The 17714-nt window shown below is 38.1% G+C and carries 19 protein-coding genes; 6 read left to right on the plus strand and 13 right to left on the minus strand.

Annotation, left to right across the window (positions count from 1 at the left end; all coding sequences use genetic code 11):
- A complete protein-coding gene (locus V7108_RS01780; protein WP_335567294.1) occupies positions 1-1683 on the minus strand; it encodes a formate--tetrahydrofolate ligase in 1683 nt (560 codons plus the stop codon).
- Positions 1684-1872: 189 nt separating this feature from the next.
- On the opposite strand from V7108_RS01780, the gene metA reads away from it, so the two are divergent.
- Entirely contained in the window at positions 1873-2781 is a 909-nt protein-coding gene (metA, locus tag V7108_RS01785) for a homoserine O-acetyltransferase MetA (protein ID WP_335567235.1), read from the plus strand.
- A 74-nt stretch (positions 2782-2855) separates the two neighbouring features.
- Here the strand turns inward: metA and V7108_RS01790 are convergent, their stop codons facing one another.
- A complete protein-coding gene (locus V7108_RS01790; protein WP_335567236.1) occupies positions 2856-3536 on the minus strand; it encodes a class I SAM-dependent methyltransferase in 681 nt (226 codons plus the stop codon).
- A 105-nt stretch (positions 3537-3641) separates the two neighbouring features.
- Between V7108_RS01790 and V7108_RS01795 the strand changes: the two genes are divergently transcribed.
- A complete protein-coding gene (locus V7108_RS01795) occupies positions 3642-3854 on the plus strand; it encodes a hypothetical protein (protein ID WP_335519561.1) in 213 nt (70 codons plus the stop codon).
- A gap of 42 nt (positions 3855-3896) precedes the next feature.
- On the opposite strand, the gene mntR is transcribed toward V7108_RS01795, so the two are convergent.
- The 3 genes from mntR to V7108_RS01810 form a co-directional block, all read right to left on the minus strand.
- Positions 3897-4319: a transcriptional regulator MntR gene (gene mntR / locus V7108_RS01800; protein WP_335519564.1), complete on the minus strand. Its 423-nt coding sequence runs from the start codon at positions 4317-4319 to the stop codon at positions 3897-3899.
- A 76-nt stretch (positions 4320-4395) separates the two neighbouring features.
- Complete coding sequence (locus tag V7108_RS01805) at positions 4396-6576, minus strand: DNA topoisomerase III (protein ID WP_335567295.1); 2181 nt, start codon at positions 6574-6576, stop codon at positions 4396-4398.
- 129 nt (positions 6577-6705) lie between these two features.
- The gene (locus V7108_RS01810; RefSeq protein ID WP_335519567.1) at positions 6706-6987 is read right to left on the minus strand and encodes a hypothetical protein; all 282 of its coding nucleotides are present in this window, start codon (positions 6985-6987) and stop codon (positions 6706-6708) included.
- Positions 6988-7263: 276 nt separating this feature from the next.
- On the opposite strand from V7108_RS01810, the gene cspD reads away from it, so the two are divergent.
- The gene (gene cspD, locus V7108_RS01815) at positions 7264-7464 is read left to right on the plus strand and encodes a cold-shock protein CspD (RefSeq protein ID WP_026563856.1); all 201 of its coding nucleotides are present in this window, start codon (positions 7264-7266) and stop codon (positions 7462-7464) included.
- A gap of 104 nt (positions 7465-7568) precedes the next feature.
- Here cspD and V7108_RS01820 read toward each other — a convergent pair whose 3' ends face one another.
- Together V7108_RS01820 and V7108_RS01825 are read right to left on the minus strand one after the other, a co-directional pair.
- Entirely contained in the window at positions 7569-7754 is a 186-nt protein-coding gene (locus tag V7108_RS01820) for a zinc-finger domain-containing protein (protein ID WP_335519570.1), read from the minus strand.
- 72 nt (positions 7755-7826) lie between these two features.
- Positions 7827-8483 carry a reverse transcriptase-like protein gene (locus V7108_RS01825; protein WP_335567237.1) on the minus strand — a complete coding sequence of 219 codons (657 nt, stop codon included), beginning with the start codon at positions 8481-8483 and terminating at the stop codon, positions 7827-7829.
- A 203-nt stretch (positions 8484-8686) separates the two neighbouring features.
- Here V7108_RS01825 and V7108_RS01830 point away from each other — a divergent pair, with 203 nt between their 5' ends.
- Positions 8687-9094 carry a reverse transcriptase-like protein gene (locus tag V7108_RS01830; RefSeq protein WP_335519576.1) on the plus strand — a complete coding sequence of 136 codons (408 nt, stop codon included), beginning with the start codon at positions 8687-8689 and terminating at the stop codon, positions 9092-9094.
- Between the two features lie 31 nt (positions 9095-9125).
- Here V7108_RS01830 and V7108_RS01835 read toward each other — a convergent pair whose 3' ends face one another.
- Positions 9126-9407, minus strand: coding sequence for a DUF6123 family protein (locus V7108_RS01835; protein WP_335519579.1), 282 nt, complete (start codon positions 9405-9407; stop codon positions 9126-9128).
- A gap of 15 nt (positions 9408-9422) precedes the next feature.
- Positions 9423-9929 carry a divergent PAP2 family protein gene (locus V7108_RS01840; RefSeq protein ID WP_335519582.1) on the minus strand — a complete coding sequence of 169 codons (507 nt, stop codon included), beginning with the start codon at positions 9927-9929 and terminating at the stop codon, positions 9423-9425.
- An 87-nt stretch (positions 9930-10016) separates the two neighbouring features.
- Here V7108_RS01840 and sspL point away from each other — a divergent pair, with 87 nt between their 5' ends.
- A complete protein-coding gene (gene sspL, locus V7108_RS01845) occupies positions 10017-10154 on the plus strand; it encodes a small, acid-soluble spore protein L (protein WP_306073616.1) in 138 nt (45 codons plus the stop codon).
- 78 nt (positions 10155-10232) lie between these two features.
- On the opposite strand, the gene V7108_RS01850 is transcribed toward sspL, so the two are convergent.
- The 4 genes from V7108_RS01850 to V7108_RS01865 all read right to left on the minus strand — a co-directional run bounded on the left by V7108_RS01850 (position 10233) and on the right by V7108_RS01865 (position 16564).
- Positions 10233-11009, minus strand: a complete 777-nt coding sequence (locus V7108_RS01850; RefSeq protein WP_335567238.1) for a TatD family hydrolase — start codon at positions 11007-11009, stop codon at positions 10233-10235.
- A 103-nt stretch (positions 11010-11112) separates the two neighbouring features.
- Entirely contained in the window at positions 11113-12006 is an 894-nt protein-coding gene (locus tag V7108_RS01855; RefSeq protein WP_335567239.1) for a 5'-3' exonuclease, read from the minus strand.
- A gap of 44 nt (positions 12007-12050) precedes the next feature.
- Positions 12051-12872, minus strand: coding sequence for a sulfurtransferase (locus tag V7108_RS01860; protein WP_335519618.1), 822 nt, complete (start codon positions 12870-12872; stop codon positions 12051-12053).
- Between the two features lie 23 nt (positions 12873-12895).
- Entirely contained in the window at positions 12896-16564 is a 3669-nt protein-coding gene (locus V7108_RS01865) for a dynamin family protein (protein WP_335567240.1), read from the minus strand.
- Between the two features lie 155 nt (positions 16565-16719).
- On the opposite strand from V7108_RS01865, the gene V7108_RS01870 reads away from it, so the two are divergent.
- Complete coding sequence (locus V7108_RS01870) at positions 16720-17628, plus strand: nuclease-related domain-containing protein (protein WP_335567241.1); 909 nt, start codon at positions 16720-16722, stop codon at positions 17626-17628.
- Positions 17629-17714: the final 86 nt, after the last annotated feature.

The raw sequence follows: 17714 nt of genomic DNA on the forward strand, positions 1-17714 counted from the left end.
TTAAAACAATCCTAGGGCCTTCCCATTCTCATCTACATCCATATTTAATGCTGCTGGTTTTTTGGGAAGACCCGGCATGGTCATGACATCTCCGGTTAGGGCAACAATAAAACCTGCTCCTATCGATGGCTTGAACTCCCTGACATTCACGGTAAAGTTAGTAGGCCTGCCTAGTTTCGTTGGGTCATCTGACAAGGAATATTGAGATTTCGCCATACATATCGCTAAATTGGACCATCCAAACTTTTCAAAGTCCTCCAGCTGTTTCTTCGCTTTTGACGAGAATTCAACATCTTTACCGCCATAAACCTTTTGAACAATGGTCCTCACTTTTTGTTCAAGCGAATCGGATAAATCGTAAAGGTGAAGGAAGTTATTTCCTTCTTTTTCTATTACTTCTAAAAGCGTTTTAGCAAGGTCAACCCCGCCGGCACCGCCTTTTTCCCAGACTTCCGTTAAGGCAACAGGAACAGCCTCACGTTTACACCAATCCAATAAAGTTTCTACTTCTAAGTCAGTATCACTTATAAATTTGTTAATCGCGACGACCACTGGCAGCCCAAAGCTTCTGATGGTCTCAATATGTTTTTGCAAATTAGCAAATCCCAACGTTAAGGAAGCAATGTTTTCCTTGGATAACTCGGATTTTGCAACACCGCCATGCATTTTTAATGCCCTTATGGTGGCAACAATCACTACTGCTTCAGGTTTTATACCAGCACTTCTTGCTTTGATATGTAAAAACTTTTCTGCACCTAGATCCGCACCAAAACCGCCTTCTGTAATGACATAATCAGCAAGTTTTGCCGCGGCACGAGTCGCAATTACACTATTACAGCCATGGGCAATATTCGCGAAGGGACCGCCATGCACGAGCGCAGGAGTATGTTCAATCGTTTGAACAAGATTTGGCTTGACTGCATCTTTTAGCAACAAAGTTAATGAACCTTCCACTCCAAGGTCACCAACAGTTACAGGTTCCTTTTTGTCATTATAGGCAACGACCATTCTGGCTAATCGTACTTTCAAATCCTTTAAATCCGCAGCTAAGCACAATACTGCCATAATTTCTGATGCTACTGTAATATCAAAGCCATCTTCACGCGGGACTCCTTGAAGTGGACCGCCCAACCCGATTATGACTTTCCTTAAGGCACGATCATTTAAATCCACCGCTCGTTTCCAAACAATTCGGCGTTGATCGATCTTAAGTTCATTGCCTTGTTGTATATGATTATCTAACAAAGCTGCTAGAGCGTTATTTGCTGTAGTAATCGCATGCAAGTCACCCGTAAAATGTAAATTAATGTCTTCCATCGGCAATACCTGTGAATAGCCGCCTCCGGTTGCCCCGCCTTTAATACCCATTGTCGGACCTAATGAAGGCTCACGCATAGCAATCATTGCCTTTTTACCAATGCGTTGAAAGGCATCACCAAGACCGACTGTAACAGTTGATTTTCCTTCACCAGCAGGCGTAGGATTGATGGAAGTAACGAGAATTATTTTTCCATCTTTATTTGTTTCTATATTCGTAAGCGCCTCATACGAAATCTTTGCTTTATATTTCCCAAAAAGCTCGAGGTCGTCCTCTGATAAACCTATTGTTTTAGCAATTTCAACAATTGGCTCCATGGTTGATTCTTGTGCAATTTCAATGTCTGACTTATATGATGTTTTCATTTGCAAAAATGATCCCCCGATTCACATAGAATTAGTAACCTCTTTTATTGTATCAAACCACGGATTTTTTTCGTGTAATATTTTTCACAAGAAATTATTCTTTTCTGAATTAAAGATAATGTTTATAATGTTAATGACCGAATTTTAAAAATATACTTAACAAGATTAGAAACAAAGGGGGAGTGCACCATGCCTATTAACATTCCAAAGTTGCTGCCAGCACGAGAAATCCTTGAAAATGAAAATATTTTTATCATGGACGATGAAAGGGCAATTCAACAAGATATTCGGCCGTTAAATATACTTATCCTCAATTTAATGCCGGACAAAGAAAAGGCAGAAACTCAGCTATTAAGGCTTTTGGGGAACAGCCCGCTGCAATTAAATGTTAAATTTTTAAAAACAGATTCCTATGAATCTACGCACACCAGTAAACAGCACCTCGAACAATTTTATACCACCTTCCTGGAGGTCAAAAATCAAAAATTTGATGGAATGATTATTACTGGAGCACCTGTCGAATTAATGGAATTTGAACAGGTAAAATACTGGGAGGAACTTAAGGAAATCATGGATTGGACCAAAACCAATGTTACCTCTACTTTGCATATTTGCTGGGGAGCACAGGCTGCACTTTTTTATCATTATGGTATTGATAAATTTGAATTATCTCGCAAATGTTCAGGAATTTATGAACACCAAATCTTTGAGCATAATGATTTTCTCTTACGCGGATTTGATGATCAGTTTTATGCTCCCCATTCTCGCTATACAGATGTATCAATTGGTGAAATTCATGAAAACCCTGAACTTAAACTGTTAGCCGCATCAGAAGAAGCAGGAGCATTGCTAATTGCCTCTCGGGACAGAAAACATGTGATGATTACTGGACATTTGGAATACGAATCTGATTCCTTAGCCCAGGAATATAATCGGGATATTAGCAGGGGGCTGGAAATTCATATGCCGGAAAATTATTTTCCCAATAATGATCCAACACAACCCCCAATCAATCGCTGGCGTTCCCATGGACACTTGTTTTTCTCGAACTGGCTAAACTATTATGTGTATCAAGAAACACCTTTTCATTGGGATTGAAAGAATCGAAAGAGCCTATTTCAAGAAGTTAAAGCAGGAAAGTAAGAAAAGCGGAAGTGCCCTTTGCACTTCCGTTATTTATTTTGAAACATGAAGACCCACATAAAGGTCAATGCCTGCTTTAAATCTAATGATAGATTTTCTAAAGGCAGCTTGTCAGCTCCCCTTTTGTAAACTCCAATTTCATCCATTTTGATTAAGCCACTTTCTTCTGCCAATTTCCCTAGCTCCCATGGCATCATCGTATTACAAATTACTTTTTCCCCATACAGCCGTCTATAGCTATTTATCCGCGGCATAGCGGTCGGTCCTAAAATCGCAATGCAAATCAAACCATCTTTTTTAACAATACGTTTCATTTCATGCAATACTGCTAATGGATTCTCTGTCCATTCAAGAGAATTGATTGCCATGCTGGCATCGAAAGAGTTTGATTCTACCGGCACCCTTGAAATATCTGCTTTAAGGAATTTTGCTGTCGTGTCTTTTGCTCTCTCATTTGCCTTATCAAGCATTTGTTCAGAGAGATCGACTCCAGTAACGTGATAGCCATTTGCAGCTAACTTATAGGAAGCATAACCATCACCACAGCCTAGGTCACAAAGTGACGACTCCGGTTGTAAGTGCTTGATTAAAAAAGGAATAATGTCTTTTCGACTGCCGGTCTCCCACATTTCTTTGCTGTTAGAATGCCATTTATCAGCCTGCTCATCCCATTGTTTTGCTGCTTCATCTACCCATATGAAATTGTTCATAGAAAAGCCTCCTTTTTATTTATTATTCGTTGTTAAATTTGTAATTCCTTTACGTTTATTTATATTGCAAATTAGAAAGAATATCGAGCAAAGGGGGAAAGCGTTGTGGAAACAGTAGTTGGATTGCATCGGAACCATTTTGGAGAGATTATCAGTTTTGTCACATCCGGAGGTCGAGTCATTTCATATCAAAAAGCATTAGTAGAAGCAGCAGACGGCATTATAAAAGGTGTTCAGGCATACGAGAATCATGATGGTAAAGTAATGCTTAGCCCGGAGCAGGAAACATCTTTTGATCATTTTCCTGATTTATTTTAAAAAGATAAAGGAAAGCACCTGGTGATAGGCCAGGTGCTTTCCTTATTCAGCTTCATTTTGTTTTTGAACCTCTTTTAATGCTTCTATTCTCGATTCATCTTCTTGAAAAAATTGAACAAGGTCAACGATTCGTTCAATGGAATCCCAGCTTAAGTGGTGCTCGATTCCTTCGACGTCCTTATATATATTTTCATCTTTTACACCGATGATTTTTAGGAATTGTTCAAGTAGATCGTGTCTAAAAACAAGACGTTTGCCGATTTTATTACCTTTTGTGGTTAAGCTAAAACCTCTATATTTTTCATAAACTAAGTATTCATCCTTATCTAACTTTTGTACCATTTTTGTTACTGAGGAGGGATGAACAGACAGCGCCTCGGCAATATCTGATACTCGGGCATACCCTTTTTCTTCAATTAACATATATATTTGTTCGATATAATCTTCCATACTAGGTGTTGGCATCCCGTACCTCCAAAAAATTACTCTCTTAAAAGTTTACTATAGAAAAAAATTAGTGACAAGTTGAATTATTACAATGTTACACTTTTTGGCTATGTTCCTTTTGGTTCTCAAAGAGGAATTTCACCTTTTTCTCCTGTTCATCAAGATAAAGCCTTGCATTAAAGATTTTATCTTTATTTGTAAAACCTTCTATCAACTCTGTTTTTCCTTCCGTTAGAAGAAGTTTAATATTCTTTTGGGTAATGTTTTTCCCGAGTATCTTTTTAGATATCGTAAAATTGCATTGGTTTTTCTGATAGTTAGAACATCCGTAAAAGCTCCCTTTATCCACGATTGAACCATCACATTTTTTACAAGGACCCAATTTTGTACTAGCTCTCGATTTCCCCATCTTCTTGCCTGGTGTGAAATTTTCACGAATATCGTCTGAAAATGTCCAATTAGCAGAATGTCCAACGCCTGAAGAAATGAGATGATAGACCATTTTATTAGTCTGTTCCATGAAGGACTTAGGAGAAGCAGCGCCTTCTGAAATTTCCCTTAATTTCTGTTCCCATTTTGCGGTCATTTCTGGGGAAGCAAGGAGTTCCTGGCCAATTGCCTCTATCAATATTCTTGCTTTTGCCGTTGCATAAACTAAGTTTTTGGTTACATCAATATATTTTCTATCTTTCAGCATGGTAATAATTCCGGCTCTTGTCGCCTCCGTACCCAAGCCTTCCGTTTTGGATAATATTTTCTCCATTTCCTTGTCATCAACATGCTTACCGGCAGTTTTCATTAATGTGATTAACTGACCTTCAGTATAGCGTTTTGGCGGCTGTGTCTGGCTCTCTTTTACATCCACCTTTGTCGTACTGCCCTGTTCCCCTTTTGATAATAGAGGCAGTGCAGGTTCATCCTCTTTTTCCTTTTGATTGATTACCTTCCTCCAGCCTTCTTCAATTTGAACCTTCCCTTTTGATTGAAAAACAGCTCGTCCATCAACTAAAGTTGTTACCGTAGTATATTCTGCTATAGCTTTTGGATAATGTGCTGCTATTAAACTTGCTGCAATAAGGTCGTAAAGTTTCTTTTCATCTGCATCTAGTCTTTCAAAATTAGGAATCTGTTCAGTAGGAATGATGGCATAGTGGTCTGTAACCTTTTTTTCGTTTACATATCGTTTGTTATCAACAAGGGAGTCAATAGGCAGCGGAAAAAATTTATCGTAACCATTGATATGACTTATTTTATTTAAAATTTCCGGAAAGGCATTGGCTTCTTCTTTCGTTACATATCTTGAATCAGACCGGGGATAAGATACATTGCCCTTCTGGTAAAGCTTTTGCAGTACATCAAGCGTCTTCTTTGGCGAAAATTTATATCGTTTATTCGCTTCCGCTTGAAGTGCGGAGAGATTATACAGTAATGGCGGGAAAAACTCTTTTCTTTCGGATTGAACCTCTGATACCTCTGCTGGTTTTTCGCGACAGAAAGCCGCAATCTTCTCTGCCAATTCTTTTGTTTTCACCCGTGTTTCCCCATCATTCTGCCACTTGCCGCTATATTTTTTCCCTTCGATATTAAAATGTGCGATGACTTCCCAGAATGGTTCAGATTTAAAATTCTCAATTTCCAATTCTCTCTTAACAATAAGCGCTAAAGTGGGAGTCTGGACCCTGCCAACCGAAAAAACATCAGAAAATCCCTGTTTTTGCAATAGTAAACTATAGAGTCTAGAGGCATTCATTCCCACTACCCAATCAGCACAGGCACGAGTGTATGCTTCATAATATAGATTTCTAGTGTGATCTTCTGCTAATAATTTATTAAAACCTTCACGAATTGAATTAGGGGTTAAAGACGAAATCCATAGTCGTTTCATGGGCTTTTTACAGCCTGTAATTCGAAGAATATTACGGATAATTAATTCACCCTCACGCCCAGCATCACCTGCATGAATGATTTCCGTTACTGCAGGATTATTTACAAGCTTTTGGATAACAGAAAATTGTTTTACCTTATCCTTTGTTACTTCATATTGGAACTGAGCAGGAATCATTGGCAGATTCTCCAACGACCATTTCTTCCATCCTGGCTCATAAGCCTCGGGGTTCACCAACTGGCATAAATGTCCAATGGCCCAAGTCACATACGCTCCATTTGGAAACGTCTCATTTGGAAAGATTTCAATAAAACCGTTTTGTTTTTTATTTTTAAAAATAGAAGCCAGTGTTGAACCTTGATCTGGCTTTTCCGCAATAATTAATTTCATCATGATTGCTCCTTTTGATAAAGCATCCAGCATTCATTTTCCCACTTCCATTACCTTTCGTAAAGAATAAAAAATTGGCACCTTAGATTAAGGATGCCAATTGTTAAAGATTTCCGAAACTTTATCAGCTTATTGTATTCGTTTTAGATTTGTATCCTGCATATACCAATTTTCTTCTGGAATGATATTCGATACTGTCAAAATAAATGATGGGATTCTTTCAACATCAAAAACGATTGCACCTATTTTCTTTGTAAACATGAGAAAGGCATCACCATGTGAATAAGAGGATAAATCATTTCCGATTTGAAGCAATGACATCAAAACTACTTGTTTTTCTTCGTTTTCAATGAAGACTTGCGGCGAGAATCTTAAAATCCATTCCTCACCCTCAATCGAAAATCGGTACATTACACCTCACCCTTTAATACCCTTTTTTATAAGAATATGAGGCTGAAAAAAATATATGTTAGGATAGGATTTTATTTATTCAGAATATTTTCTCCGAAGTAAGATTTATGGATAAAAAAGCACTTTCATTCCTTGACTGCCCAATAATATTCATGTATATTTTAAGTGTCATGTATCATTATTTGAATGGCATTATGCTACCTTTTTTTGTACATGATAATATTTATCTTTGGCACTTTAATAAGGTGTCCTGAAAGGCTTAGGAGGAAATAGTAGATGCAAAACGGTAAAGTAAAATGGTTCAACAATGAAAAAGGTTTCGGATTTATCGAAGTTGAAGGTGGAGACGATGTATTCGTACACTTCAGCGCGATTACTGGCGAAGGCTTCAAATCTTTAGAAGAAGGCCAAGAAGTTTCTTTCGAAATCGTTGAAGGAAACCGTGGACCACAAGCTGCTAACGTGGTAAAACTTTAATCTATTATAACAAACAAAGGCTGACGTAGTGTCAGCCTTTTTTCTTATTAACCAACGGGGAGGATAAACCCGTGAGGAACTATTCTTTAGTCAAGAAACTGCATTTAAATTAGTTTTTTTCCATATTCCTGCAGCTTTTCCCCTACTGTACACTCCGAAATACAAAAGCGATGTGCTGTCCTTCTGCCGCCTTCTTGTTTAAAGTGTTTATGTACAAAACAGCCGTTACAGTATTGACCTAATAGGGATTCAACATGATTAAACAGTTCTTTTCTATCAGAATGTTTCACGAGTTTTGGCACCCCGTTTCTTAATAATGACTTCAAATTTTGTTCTATAAAGCAACAAGGTTAGAGAAGATCCTAAATGATTTGCGTTTTTGCGAAAATTTCCTTCCCCTCCAACGCTTGTGTTGCTAATTTATCGGCTTCTTTATTATCATTTCTTGGAATGGGCGAATACTTTGGTGTGAGTGAGAGTGCTTTGATTTTTTCCTCAATCCTGTCAAGCCATGCATTAAGGACATCTTCGTAACACGGCCACTCACCTTCGAGTTGTTTCAGTACAACCTGTGAGTCGCCTTTGAATTCACAAGGCAAATGGTGCACACCTAATTCCTCTAATATCGTTAAGGCATAATAAAAGGCTGCATACTCTGCTTCATTATTTGTTTCCATTTCATCGAACCTTTCGTTAGCCCTGATACGGTATTTCTTTTTTCCTTGTTTAAAAAAGATAACAACACCCAGACCTGCAGAGTTGGTTTCTTTTTGAAAACCACCATCAAAATAAACGGTAACTTCATGAGGATCGTCTTCAATCTCAGTCACGAGCTTTTTCAATTCTTTTAAAATCCAAGATGTACCCACTTCATCATAAAAATAGATATCACTAGCTTTCCCCAGCTTTTCAAGCTCTTCACCAGCTTGTATAGCCAATTCAGTTGATATCAAATCAGAGGTAAATTGAATTTTTTCATTTCCACCTGTTTTATAATTCCACTCAAGTCTATATTTCATGATTATCAACCTTTCCTGAAAAATTTCTGACTTGAAACCCATTTCTAATTGAAAAGATAATGATTTCACTTTCTTACCATATGTTAAAATTTCTATTCTTAGCATACCCACTTCAACAAAGTTGAAATAGGAAAATTATATTCCTACGTTTTGTGTTAAATTATGATAAACTTTCATGTAATACGAAACTGGAGGGTCGGCTTTTGATTGAAGTATATATTGACGGTGCCAGTGCCGGTAACCCTGGCCCTAGTGGTGCTGGAATATTTATAAAAGGGAATGGGACTGCAGAAAAATACGCCATTCCGCTGGGTATCATGTCAAATCATGAGGCAGAATATCATGCTTTTATAAAAGCATTAGAGATTTGCTTAGAAAAAGGCTATACTCATACAGTGCTATCCTTTCGCACGGACTCTGAATTAGTCAATAAAGCAGTCGAGAAAGAATTTGTCAAAAATAAATTGTATGCTCCACTTTTAGAAAAAGCATTAGATTTAGCCAATCAGTTTGATTTATTTTTTATGAAATGGATTCCCAGCATTGAAAATAAAACAGCTGATGAATTGGCGAGGGCTGCCATTCGAAAAAATACAAACACGAGCGAATAAACAAAATCCTCCCATTTAAGGAGGATTTTGTTTATATTGCGACTAGTTCTCTTTCTCTTACGAACTTTAAAGCCGCATTTCTTGTTTGTATTTTGCTCGAAACAAGGGTTTCTAATAACGATACATAAAAGCTGCCATCAAAGCTTTTCTGGGCCTTTAATGTAATCTCTATTGCGGAATTTATTAATTCATCAGAAGCATCCGTATAGTGTTTCCCAAAATAGATAAACCCGATTGCCTCCTCATGAAAGTGAAAACCTTTTCCTTCCAAGTAATGCAAATACTCATCAACTGTCCGCACTGGCTTCTCCATCCCTCTCCAAGCAATTTAAAACCATCTACTATCAGATTTTAACCTAAATTTCGACAATTTTCTACTCTTTTCTGAACATTTATGCCCAACTACTCCAACCAAAGCACCAAGAAGCGCTCCGCCAATTACTTCTTCGGGCTGATGTCCTAACATTTCTTTTAACTTTTTTGGAGCTTCTTGTTTAAATTCAACGCTTTCTTCTTTGTCCACTTTTTCCATTAAATCATGCATGGAATTTACCTTTAAAGTGAGTTCACCCGTTTGACGCCGGATTCCCTGTGCGTCATACATGACAATTAACCCATACACCAATGAAAGGGCAAAATCAAAAGTTGGTAAACCACGCTGTAACGCAATATAAGTAGTGAGTGTTGACACTCCTGCAGAATGGGAGCTTGGCATTCCACCCGTTTGGAAAAAGAGGTCTGGTCGCCATTCTTTCTTTTTATAATAATGAATCGGAATTTTCATGCCCTGTGCTAAGCCAATGCTAAAAAGGGCTAAATAAACACCTTTGTTCATTTTTATCACCTCTTATCTTTATTGTTTAGAAAGTTGAGTTTTATTATTCTCACGTGGAAATACTAAAAAAATGGGAGGTGAACAGCCGTGAGTAAAAATGGTTCAAGAAATCGCGGTGTTAAGGCACCAGGAGTTAATCCACAGGGCTATGGACAAGATGCGGAAATGACAGAAGATCCAAAGAGTAAATTGGAAAATGCAGCGAAGAAAAGCAATACCAAATAATATGGAAAAAGGCTGTCCTTCTTTGGGACAGCCTTGGGCTTTAGGGATTTAAACATTTAACCACTTTTGGACCGCGATCTATATATTAAAGAATCTTTTCGTATTGTTTCGAATTTGCGTATATATATTCTGAATATCCATACCTTTGATCTCCGCTATTGTTTTAAGCGACTCCTCCATCATAAAGGGGTGGGTTCTTTTCCCAGAAAATGGACCTTCAAAGGGCCATGGACCATCTGTTTCAACCATAATTTGTTTAATCGGATAATTTCGTACTAAAGTGACGTTTTCAGGTTCTCCCATGGCAATCTCCGGAGTAACTGAAACAAAGTATCCGTTTGCCAACATTCTCTCTGTTGTCCGCTGATCCCCTTTAAACCAGTGAAAATGGGCCTTAGAAACGGAATGCTTTTCGAGAAGATCACAAACAACTGGGGCATCAGAATAGACCGCATGAAGAGAGATTGGCTTATCCCATCTTTTCGCTAGATTCACAAATATTTCAAGCAATTCAATATAGCGGCCATAATCTTTTTTTGTGACTTTATTTTCTGCCCTCATAAAAAACGGCAGCCCTACTTCTCCCACAGCAATCATTTTGTCCTTGTTAACTCTCATCCAGTTTATTAGTTCATTAAGTTCTTTTTCTGGTGGTAGAGGCTGCTCTGGATGAAAACCAAATGCTGGTTTTACCATAGGAAATCGTTCCGATAAAACTAGGTTCCTTTTACATGAATCCAGATTCATCGAAACTGAAACCAGTGCTTCAATAGTTTCGTTCTTCTCAGCTAGCGCGGCAATTTCAATGTCATCATATTGATCTAAATGAATATGTGCGTCTATTAGCTTCCCCATCCTTGTCACTTCCTAAGTTTTTTATGCATCCTTCAATAGAAATGCTCCGTCATTAAATAGGAGATTATAAGAAGGCTGCCCTGTGTTGGGGCAGCCTCGAATTTTAGGAAACAAACGATGCCTCGAGCGGCAGCAAACGCTGCAAGCCGCGGAGCTCTAGTTCCATTAATTTATTTAATGCCTTTTCTTTTTCAATCTTAAGACCAGCCTCTTCAAGAGTACATGTTACAGGTACATCACACTTGATTTCCGCAAGGATGCGTGATAAATGAAGCATTTCTAAATCCTGCTCAATTTTCGTTTTGTGGGACTTTGAAAGACGATCGAGATTCGAGATAATCCCCTCAACATGCTCAAATTCCTTTAGGAGCTTAAGAGCGGTTTTCTCACCAATTCCCTTGACTCCAGGATAATTATCACTAGTATCTCCCATTAAAGCCTTTAGATCGATCATTTGTCGAGGTGTAATCCCTTTTTCTTCAAAGAATGTATCAGGTGTATGAACTTGGTAATTGCCATATCCCTTTTTCAATAAAATGACTGAAATACTTTCATCGAGAAGCTGAAGAATATCCTGGTCACCCGTTAGGATTGAGACATTTGCATGCTCCTTTGCTTGATAGGCAAGGGTTCCGATGCAATCATCGGCTTCATAGCCTGCTAATCCAATATTCGGGATATCAAAAGAGGCAACTACTTCTTTTACTAAATCAAATTGTGGTATTAATTCTATAGGTGCTTCACCACGGTTCCCTTTATAGGCATTATACAATTCAGTCCGAAATGTTTTACTTCCCATATCCCAACAAACAGCTACGTGCGACGGATTAAATGAAGATACTGCAGTAAATAAATGTTTTATAAAACCATGAATACCATTGGTTGGAATTCCTTTTGAATTTATCATAAACTGGCCTGAAACAGCCGTAGCATAAAAAGCACGAAATAAAAGCGCCATGCCATCAACTAGCATAAGTGAAGGTTTTTGATTTTCCAATGTTTGACCCCCTATCGATTAAAAAACTATTATAGCATAAAAACTTAATCTATTTCATTTTCTCGATAGGAAATCCAGTCGCTAAAACTTCCCAAGTAAAGTTTTACCTTTTCAAACCCGGCTGCTTTTAATGCAAGAAAATTTGGTAGTGCTGTCACGCCAGATCCACAGTAGACGATAATTTGTTTATCTGGACTAATGTCATTAAAACGTTCTCTTTGCACATCTGCAGGTTTATAATAGCCCGCATTTAGACCCTCAAACCACGGCTTGTTTATCGCCCCAGGGATTCGCCCGGCTTTTTTATCAATCGGTTCCTCTAATCCCAAATAGCGTCTTTCTTCCCTTGAATCTATAAGAATCGTTTGAGAGTCTACTGCCCCCGCCACGGCTCTGACATCCTCCATGCTTGCGAATACTTCGTGATTTAGTTTTGTCATAAAGGTAGTTTTCTCAAAAACTGGTACTTCTGTCGTCACGGGATAGTTTCCGTCCTTCCAGCCGCTAAATCCTCCGTCTAGGACAAATACTTTTTCATGTCCAAGGTATGTCAGCATCCACCAAAACCTTGCGGCAAAAGCACCTTCCCCTTGATCATACGCAACCACCGTCACATTTTCATCAATACCAGCATGTTCAAGCTTATCAATGAACTCTTTGATCGGTGGCAATGGATGTCTGCCGCCGTGCTCACTCACCTCACCAGATAGGTCTTTTTCAAGGTCAAAATGGATCGCTCCAGGAATATGATTTTTATCATATTCCTGTCTGCCTTTTGCTGCATTTGCTAATGAAAATGAACAATCCACAATTCTGATATTTTCCTGATGTAAATGTTTCAGAAGCCATTCTTGGTCAATGATAATATCCATTGGCATCCCCCAGTAAATTAATTCTTTGACTCTTCTAGCTTTTGATATATCTCTTCTAACAAATCGATCGGAACTCCGCCGTCCAATGCAGTAAATATGCTAACGTAAAAGTCTTCGGCTTGCTCATTTATCTGCGTTATTAATTTTTTAAACTGGTCACTTATTACTTCGGAGTAATAAGTAGCTAGGTTTTCACCTTCTACTTTCAAATAGTCATCGGCTGGACCATTTAGCACGTGATTGAGTTCATCACTCATTAGCTTCTTTTCATTTTTTTCAAAAAAGGACTTTGGATTTTTGAAATATGTCAAGGATTTTGCAAACTGCTGTTTGTTTAGATTCTGGAATGCTAATGGAAATTCTATTTCTCCTTTATGTTTCATCTCAAAGGATGAAAAAGATATGTCCTTATTGATTTCCATCATACTGCGTGTTATGGCTGAATAATAGTCCATTAACACTTTTCCTGCAAAGACATCCAGTCTGACTGTTGTTGCACGCAGTTCCTGAGCAAAGTCGAAACCTAAACTTTCTAGCATTTCATCCAATGCAACCTGTAATGCCTTCTTTAAATTTCTTCCGTCGTCTCTTAAGGCAGCTGGATTAAATGCTTCCTTAAAAAAGTCACCAAAACGGAAAAATACTCTCTGTTTAATATAGTACAGAAGTTCTTCTGCTTCTTGCGTCATCCGTTTTTGTAAACCGTCTGAACTTTGTTTTTCCAGTATAGCTTTCATTATGGACTTTTGTTTTTCTAATTCAATGCGTCTTTGTTCTTTTACAGAATGATCCTCTTTTGAACTTTGAATTAATTTACCGATCAGCTCTTGAACACGATTTAATTCATTCCCAGCAGAGGTAATGGCCATTTCTGTTAAATCATTTGATATAAAATGGTAGAAATCCCCTTCAAAATTCCCCATGCATGACTGAATGTCTGTGTTTGGTTCGAGCTTTTCTTTTAGTGCTAATAAACTCGATAACGGATACAGATGCGGATTTCGAATCCCATATTTTATTAATTGCTCTGTTACGTAATCGGCAACCGTATCCTTTTCTTCCTCGTTTTCAGCTAAATCAATCGCATTAATAATAAAGAACATCTTATCAAGCTGGAATGATTCCTTTACCCTTCCCAGCTGGATTAAAAACTCTCGGTCTGCTTTTGAAAAGGCATGATTATAATAGGTAACAAACAATATCGCGTCTGAGTTTTTAATATAATCGAAAGCTACTCCAGTATGACGGGCATTGATGGAGTCGGCTCCAGGAGTATCGACGAGTGTGATTCCTTTGCGGGTTAATTCACAATCATAGTAAAGCTCAATCCATTCCACGAAACACGATTTTTCTTCTAACGCAACGAAGTCTGCAAATTCCTTTAAATCCGTCTCCAGGACACTTCCAAGTTGGTCCCCGTGAAGATGAAATCCTTTTTTGAACGCTTGTAAAAATGCGTAGTGAGTCTTTTCTGATACAGCCTCTTGACCCTTTTCGAGCATTACTTTATCAATTTCGCCTTGAGCTGCTTGTAAATTGGGGCTTTGAAGGTCGAATAGTTTTAATGAACGATTTACGTCTTCAAGCATCGCGTTGGCTTCTTTAAATTTCACAAGCACAGTTCCATGTTGGTACTCTGCAGTTACTGGCTTAATTTTATTAATCGCTGCAGTTGTTGGATTTGGGGATACAGGTAGTACCTTTTCTCCCATCAAGGCATTGGCAAATGAAGACTTACCCGCACTGAAGGCACCAAACAATGCGACTGTAAACCCTTTATGTTCTAACCGGTCTGCTTTTTCCTCCAATTCCTTTGCCATCTTTTGAAAACCTGGCAGGCCGTCAATCAACATTGCGGATTGATTCAATCTTGCAACCATACTCTGCAAATGATTTCTTGCCTCTTTCGTTTCACTTTTCCTCGTCACATTAGAATTGACCTTTGCTTCCGACTGAAGCGTCTTGTTTTTCTGAATTTCCTTTGTTTCAGAACGGTGTTGACCATGAATTACTTCAGCTTCTTCTTCCTCCTGTTGAAAAAGCAAGTAAGTGTCTGACTTGTTTTCAACGGTTTCATTTAACAATTTATATACGGAGGCTTCCGTACTCGCAGTCTCTTGTTCAAATTTCGTTCGTTCACCGAGCGCCGTCACATACTGTTCTAGATTTTCAAACTCCTCTTGATACATTTTTGTTAACTGATTTGTTTTCTCTTCTAATGCAGGCATAAGTGAGGCTTTAAACTCTGAGATGCCTTCCCGCGCTATTTTTTTAATTCCATTCGCTAAATCCTCTGTGTAATGAAGCACATATTCGCCCGAAACCATAGCTCCTGGTTTAACCGTTTGAACAATCAATTCGACAGGAACATCGATGGAAAATGATTGAGCTTTACTTAACAGCTCTTGGTTATCAAGTCCATTATTTTTAAGGACACTATTTAAATATTCACGTAAATGCCATTCTAGCTGTGATTTTGTTTTATCGACTAGGTCCTGATAAAGTCGGTCAAGACGGGCATTCTTCTCTTCTAAGGTCTTTTGTTTGGAAAAGAGGAATCCCACCTTAAATTCAGGCTGTGCAGCTTCAAGATATGATTCTGCTAATGCTCTGGTTTGAAACGGCATTAAATAAGCATTCTTCATAATTTTAGCGATTTCATCGTCCATTTCCTTTTCCGTTTCTACTACCCCTTTATTAAGGGCCAGAAGATTCACGGTAAGTGATTGGTACGATTGTGTTAGCTGTTTTTTTTCTTCCTCAGAAAGCTCCTCTAATACATCAAAGATTGGCTGAAGTTCGTCTTCCCTTGTTTTGCGTTGATGGTCAAGATGGTCTTGAGCGATCTTTTTTAAGGAATGAAAAATAGATTGATGTAGAAGTTGATCTTTATTCTGTAATTTCTCCGCGATAAATGCCTTTAGTGCCTTAAATTCATTTAATTTATGATCTTGAAACTTTAAGGAAGTATAAAAGATTCGCGCTGGCTTAACGCCCCATGCGCCAAAAGAATCCTTTACACTTTCTTTAAATTTGCCGAAAGTAAGCTCTTCTTCCTTGTGCTTATCCACTTGGTTGATCACAAGATACACTTCTTTTCCGGCTTCCGTTAATTCCTTCGTAAATAAGAAATTCAGTTCTGCTTGGACGTGATTGTAATCCATTACATATAAAACTAAATCAGCAAGGTGGATGGCAGATTCAGTTGCAACCCTATGGGCATCGTCAGCCGAGTCAATTCCAGGCGTATCCATAATCACTGTATTTGCGGGCAGCTGGGAGTCCGCATGGCTGATTTCAATTTCCTCGATTTGGTCGCCGTCTTTGCAGTAATTTTTAACTAATTCATAATCATACGGTGCCAAATACATCCGAGGCTTTTCATTTTTAAAAATAACTTTCGCATATTCCTCACCTGTTTTAACCTTCACAAGGTTTGCACTAGTGGGAATCGGACTTGATGGCAGCAAATTTTCGCCAACTACTTTGTTAATCATCGTTGATTTTCCCGCTGAGAAGTGACCGCAAAAAGCAATCATAAACTCTCGGTTTTGAAGCTTCTTAGCTAATTGCTTTGTCTTCTCTGCATTTTCTGCGTCCCCCGCTTTATTAAGGTATTCATATAAAGCAAGAATCTTATTTTTAAGCGATGGAATCGTTTCTGTTTTATTAGCTGTTTGCACCATGATTTCTTCCCCTTGTTCACAACTTTGTAATATTTTATATTTTATACGATAATTCAAACTTTTCCTATTATGAATTCTTAATTTGTTAACATAATATTCACGCATTTATTTTTTCCACTCAGTTATGATTAAAGAATGACGAAAGGAAGTGGATTATGGCATATAAAGAGCGTATTGAGTCAGATGAGATGAAGATTTTTCGGATTTTGGATAACCATATGACTTTACCAAGCAAAGCAAAACAAATTTTTTCTAACTTAGAAAAAGGATTCAAAGGTGAGCTGATGTTTGATCAAATTACTGAAGGGCTTGATTCAAATAAGTTTCTGATTTTAAATGATTTATTGCTGGAGAAGAATTCTACCAATTTTCAAATAGATTCGTTTATAATCAGCCAAGGAACCCATTTTCCTTGTGAAGTGAAAAACTTCGAGGGCGATTATTATTATAAGTCCGATCAGTTTTTCGCAATGAATGATACGGAGATTCAGAATCCACTGGACCAAATTAAAAGAAGTGACACCTTGCTTCGCCAGTTTCTCCAAAAGAAAAAATACTCTACTTCTATAAAATCAAATGTATTCTTTGTCAATCCCGCATTCACCCTCTATCAGGCACCATTGAACAAGCCGATTATTTATCCCACTCAGCTCGATAAATTTTTTGATGAATTAAATGGGAGAACTTCTATACTTAACGATGACCACTATAGGCTTGCCGAGGATTTAGTGAAGGCCCATAAAACAGTTTCTCCATACACTCGATTACCGCCATACGACTATCAACAGTTGAAAAAGGGAACATGCTGCATGTTATGCCATTCCTTTTCTATTTCGTATGATGGAAATATATTAGTCTGCCATTCATGTGGGTGTGTGGAGACAGTGGAGGAAGCCATACTGCGGGCTGTTAAGGAGCTTCAGCTACTTTTTCCAAATATAAAAATAACCACAAATTTGATTTTTGAGTGGTGTCAGGTGATTGAATCTAGGAAACAGATCCGGCGGATTTTGAAGGAACATTATCAAGTAATGGGGGCAAGACATTCTACTTATTATAAATAATATTTGATATATGGTGGAGTGACCGAAAATGCATTTCACATTGCTCTTCGGTCACTCCAGCTCTCATGCATTTACCCAAATGCTCT

It is taken from the genome of Neobacillus vireti (genome assembly GCF_036962345.1).
GTDB lineage: Bacteria > Bacillota > Bacilli > Bacillales > Cytobacillaceae > Neobacillus > Neobacillus vireti_A.

Bases quoted from the DNA above. Each gene is read 5' to 3' on its own strand.
- V7108_RS01780 (WP_335567294.1), bottom strand. From the start codon at position 1,683: ATGAAAACATCATATAAGTCAGACATTGAAATTGCACAAGAATCAACC.
- metA (WP_335567235.1), top strand. From the start codon at position 1,873: ATGCCTATTAACATTCCAAAGTTGCTGCCAGCACGAGAAATCCTTGAA.
- V7108_RS01790 (WP_335567236.1), bottom strand. From the start codon at position 3,536: ATGAACAATTTCATATGGGTAGATGAAGCAGCAAAACAATGGGATGAG.
- mntR (WP_335519564.1), bottom strand. From the start codon at position 4,319: ATGCCAACACCTAGTATGGAAGATTATATCGAACAAATATATATGTTA.
- V7108_RS01805 (WP_335567295.1), bottom strand. From the start codon at position 6,576: ATGAAATTAATTATTGCGGAAAAGCCAGATCAAGGTTCAACACTGGCT.
- V7108_RS01810 (WP_335519567.1), bottom strand. From the start codon at position 6,987: ATGTACCGATTTTCGATTGAGGGTGAGGAATGGATTTTAAGATTCTCG.
- cspD (WP_026563856.1), top strand. From the start codon at position 7,264: ATGCAAAACGGTAAAGTAAAATGGTTCAACAATGAAAAAGGTTTCGGA.
- V7108_RS01825 (WP_335567237.1), bottom strand. From the start codon at position 8,483: ATGAAATATAGACTTGAGTGGAATTATAAAACAGGTGGAAATGAAAAA.
- V7108_RS01835 (WP_335519579.1), bottom strand. From the start codon at position 9,407: ATGGAGAAGCCAGTGCGGACAGTTGATGAGTATTTGCATTACTTGGAA.
- V7108_RS01840 (WP_335519582.1), bottom strand. From the start codon at position 9,929: ATGAACAAAGGTGTTTATTTAGCCCTTTTTAGCATTGGCTTAGCACAG.
- V7108_RS01850 (WP_335567238.1), bottom strand. From the start codon at position 11,009: ATGGGGAAGCTAATAGACGCACATATTCATTTAGATCAATATGATGAC.
- V7108_RS01865 (WP_335567240.1), bottom strand. From the start codon at position 16,564: ATGGTGCAAACAGCTAATAAAACAGAAACGATTCCATCGCTTAAAAAT.
- V7108_RS01870 (WP_335567241.1), top strand. From the start codon at position 16,720: ATGGCATATAAAGAGCGTATTGAGTCAGATGAGATGAAGATTTTTCGG.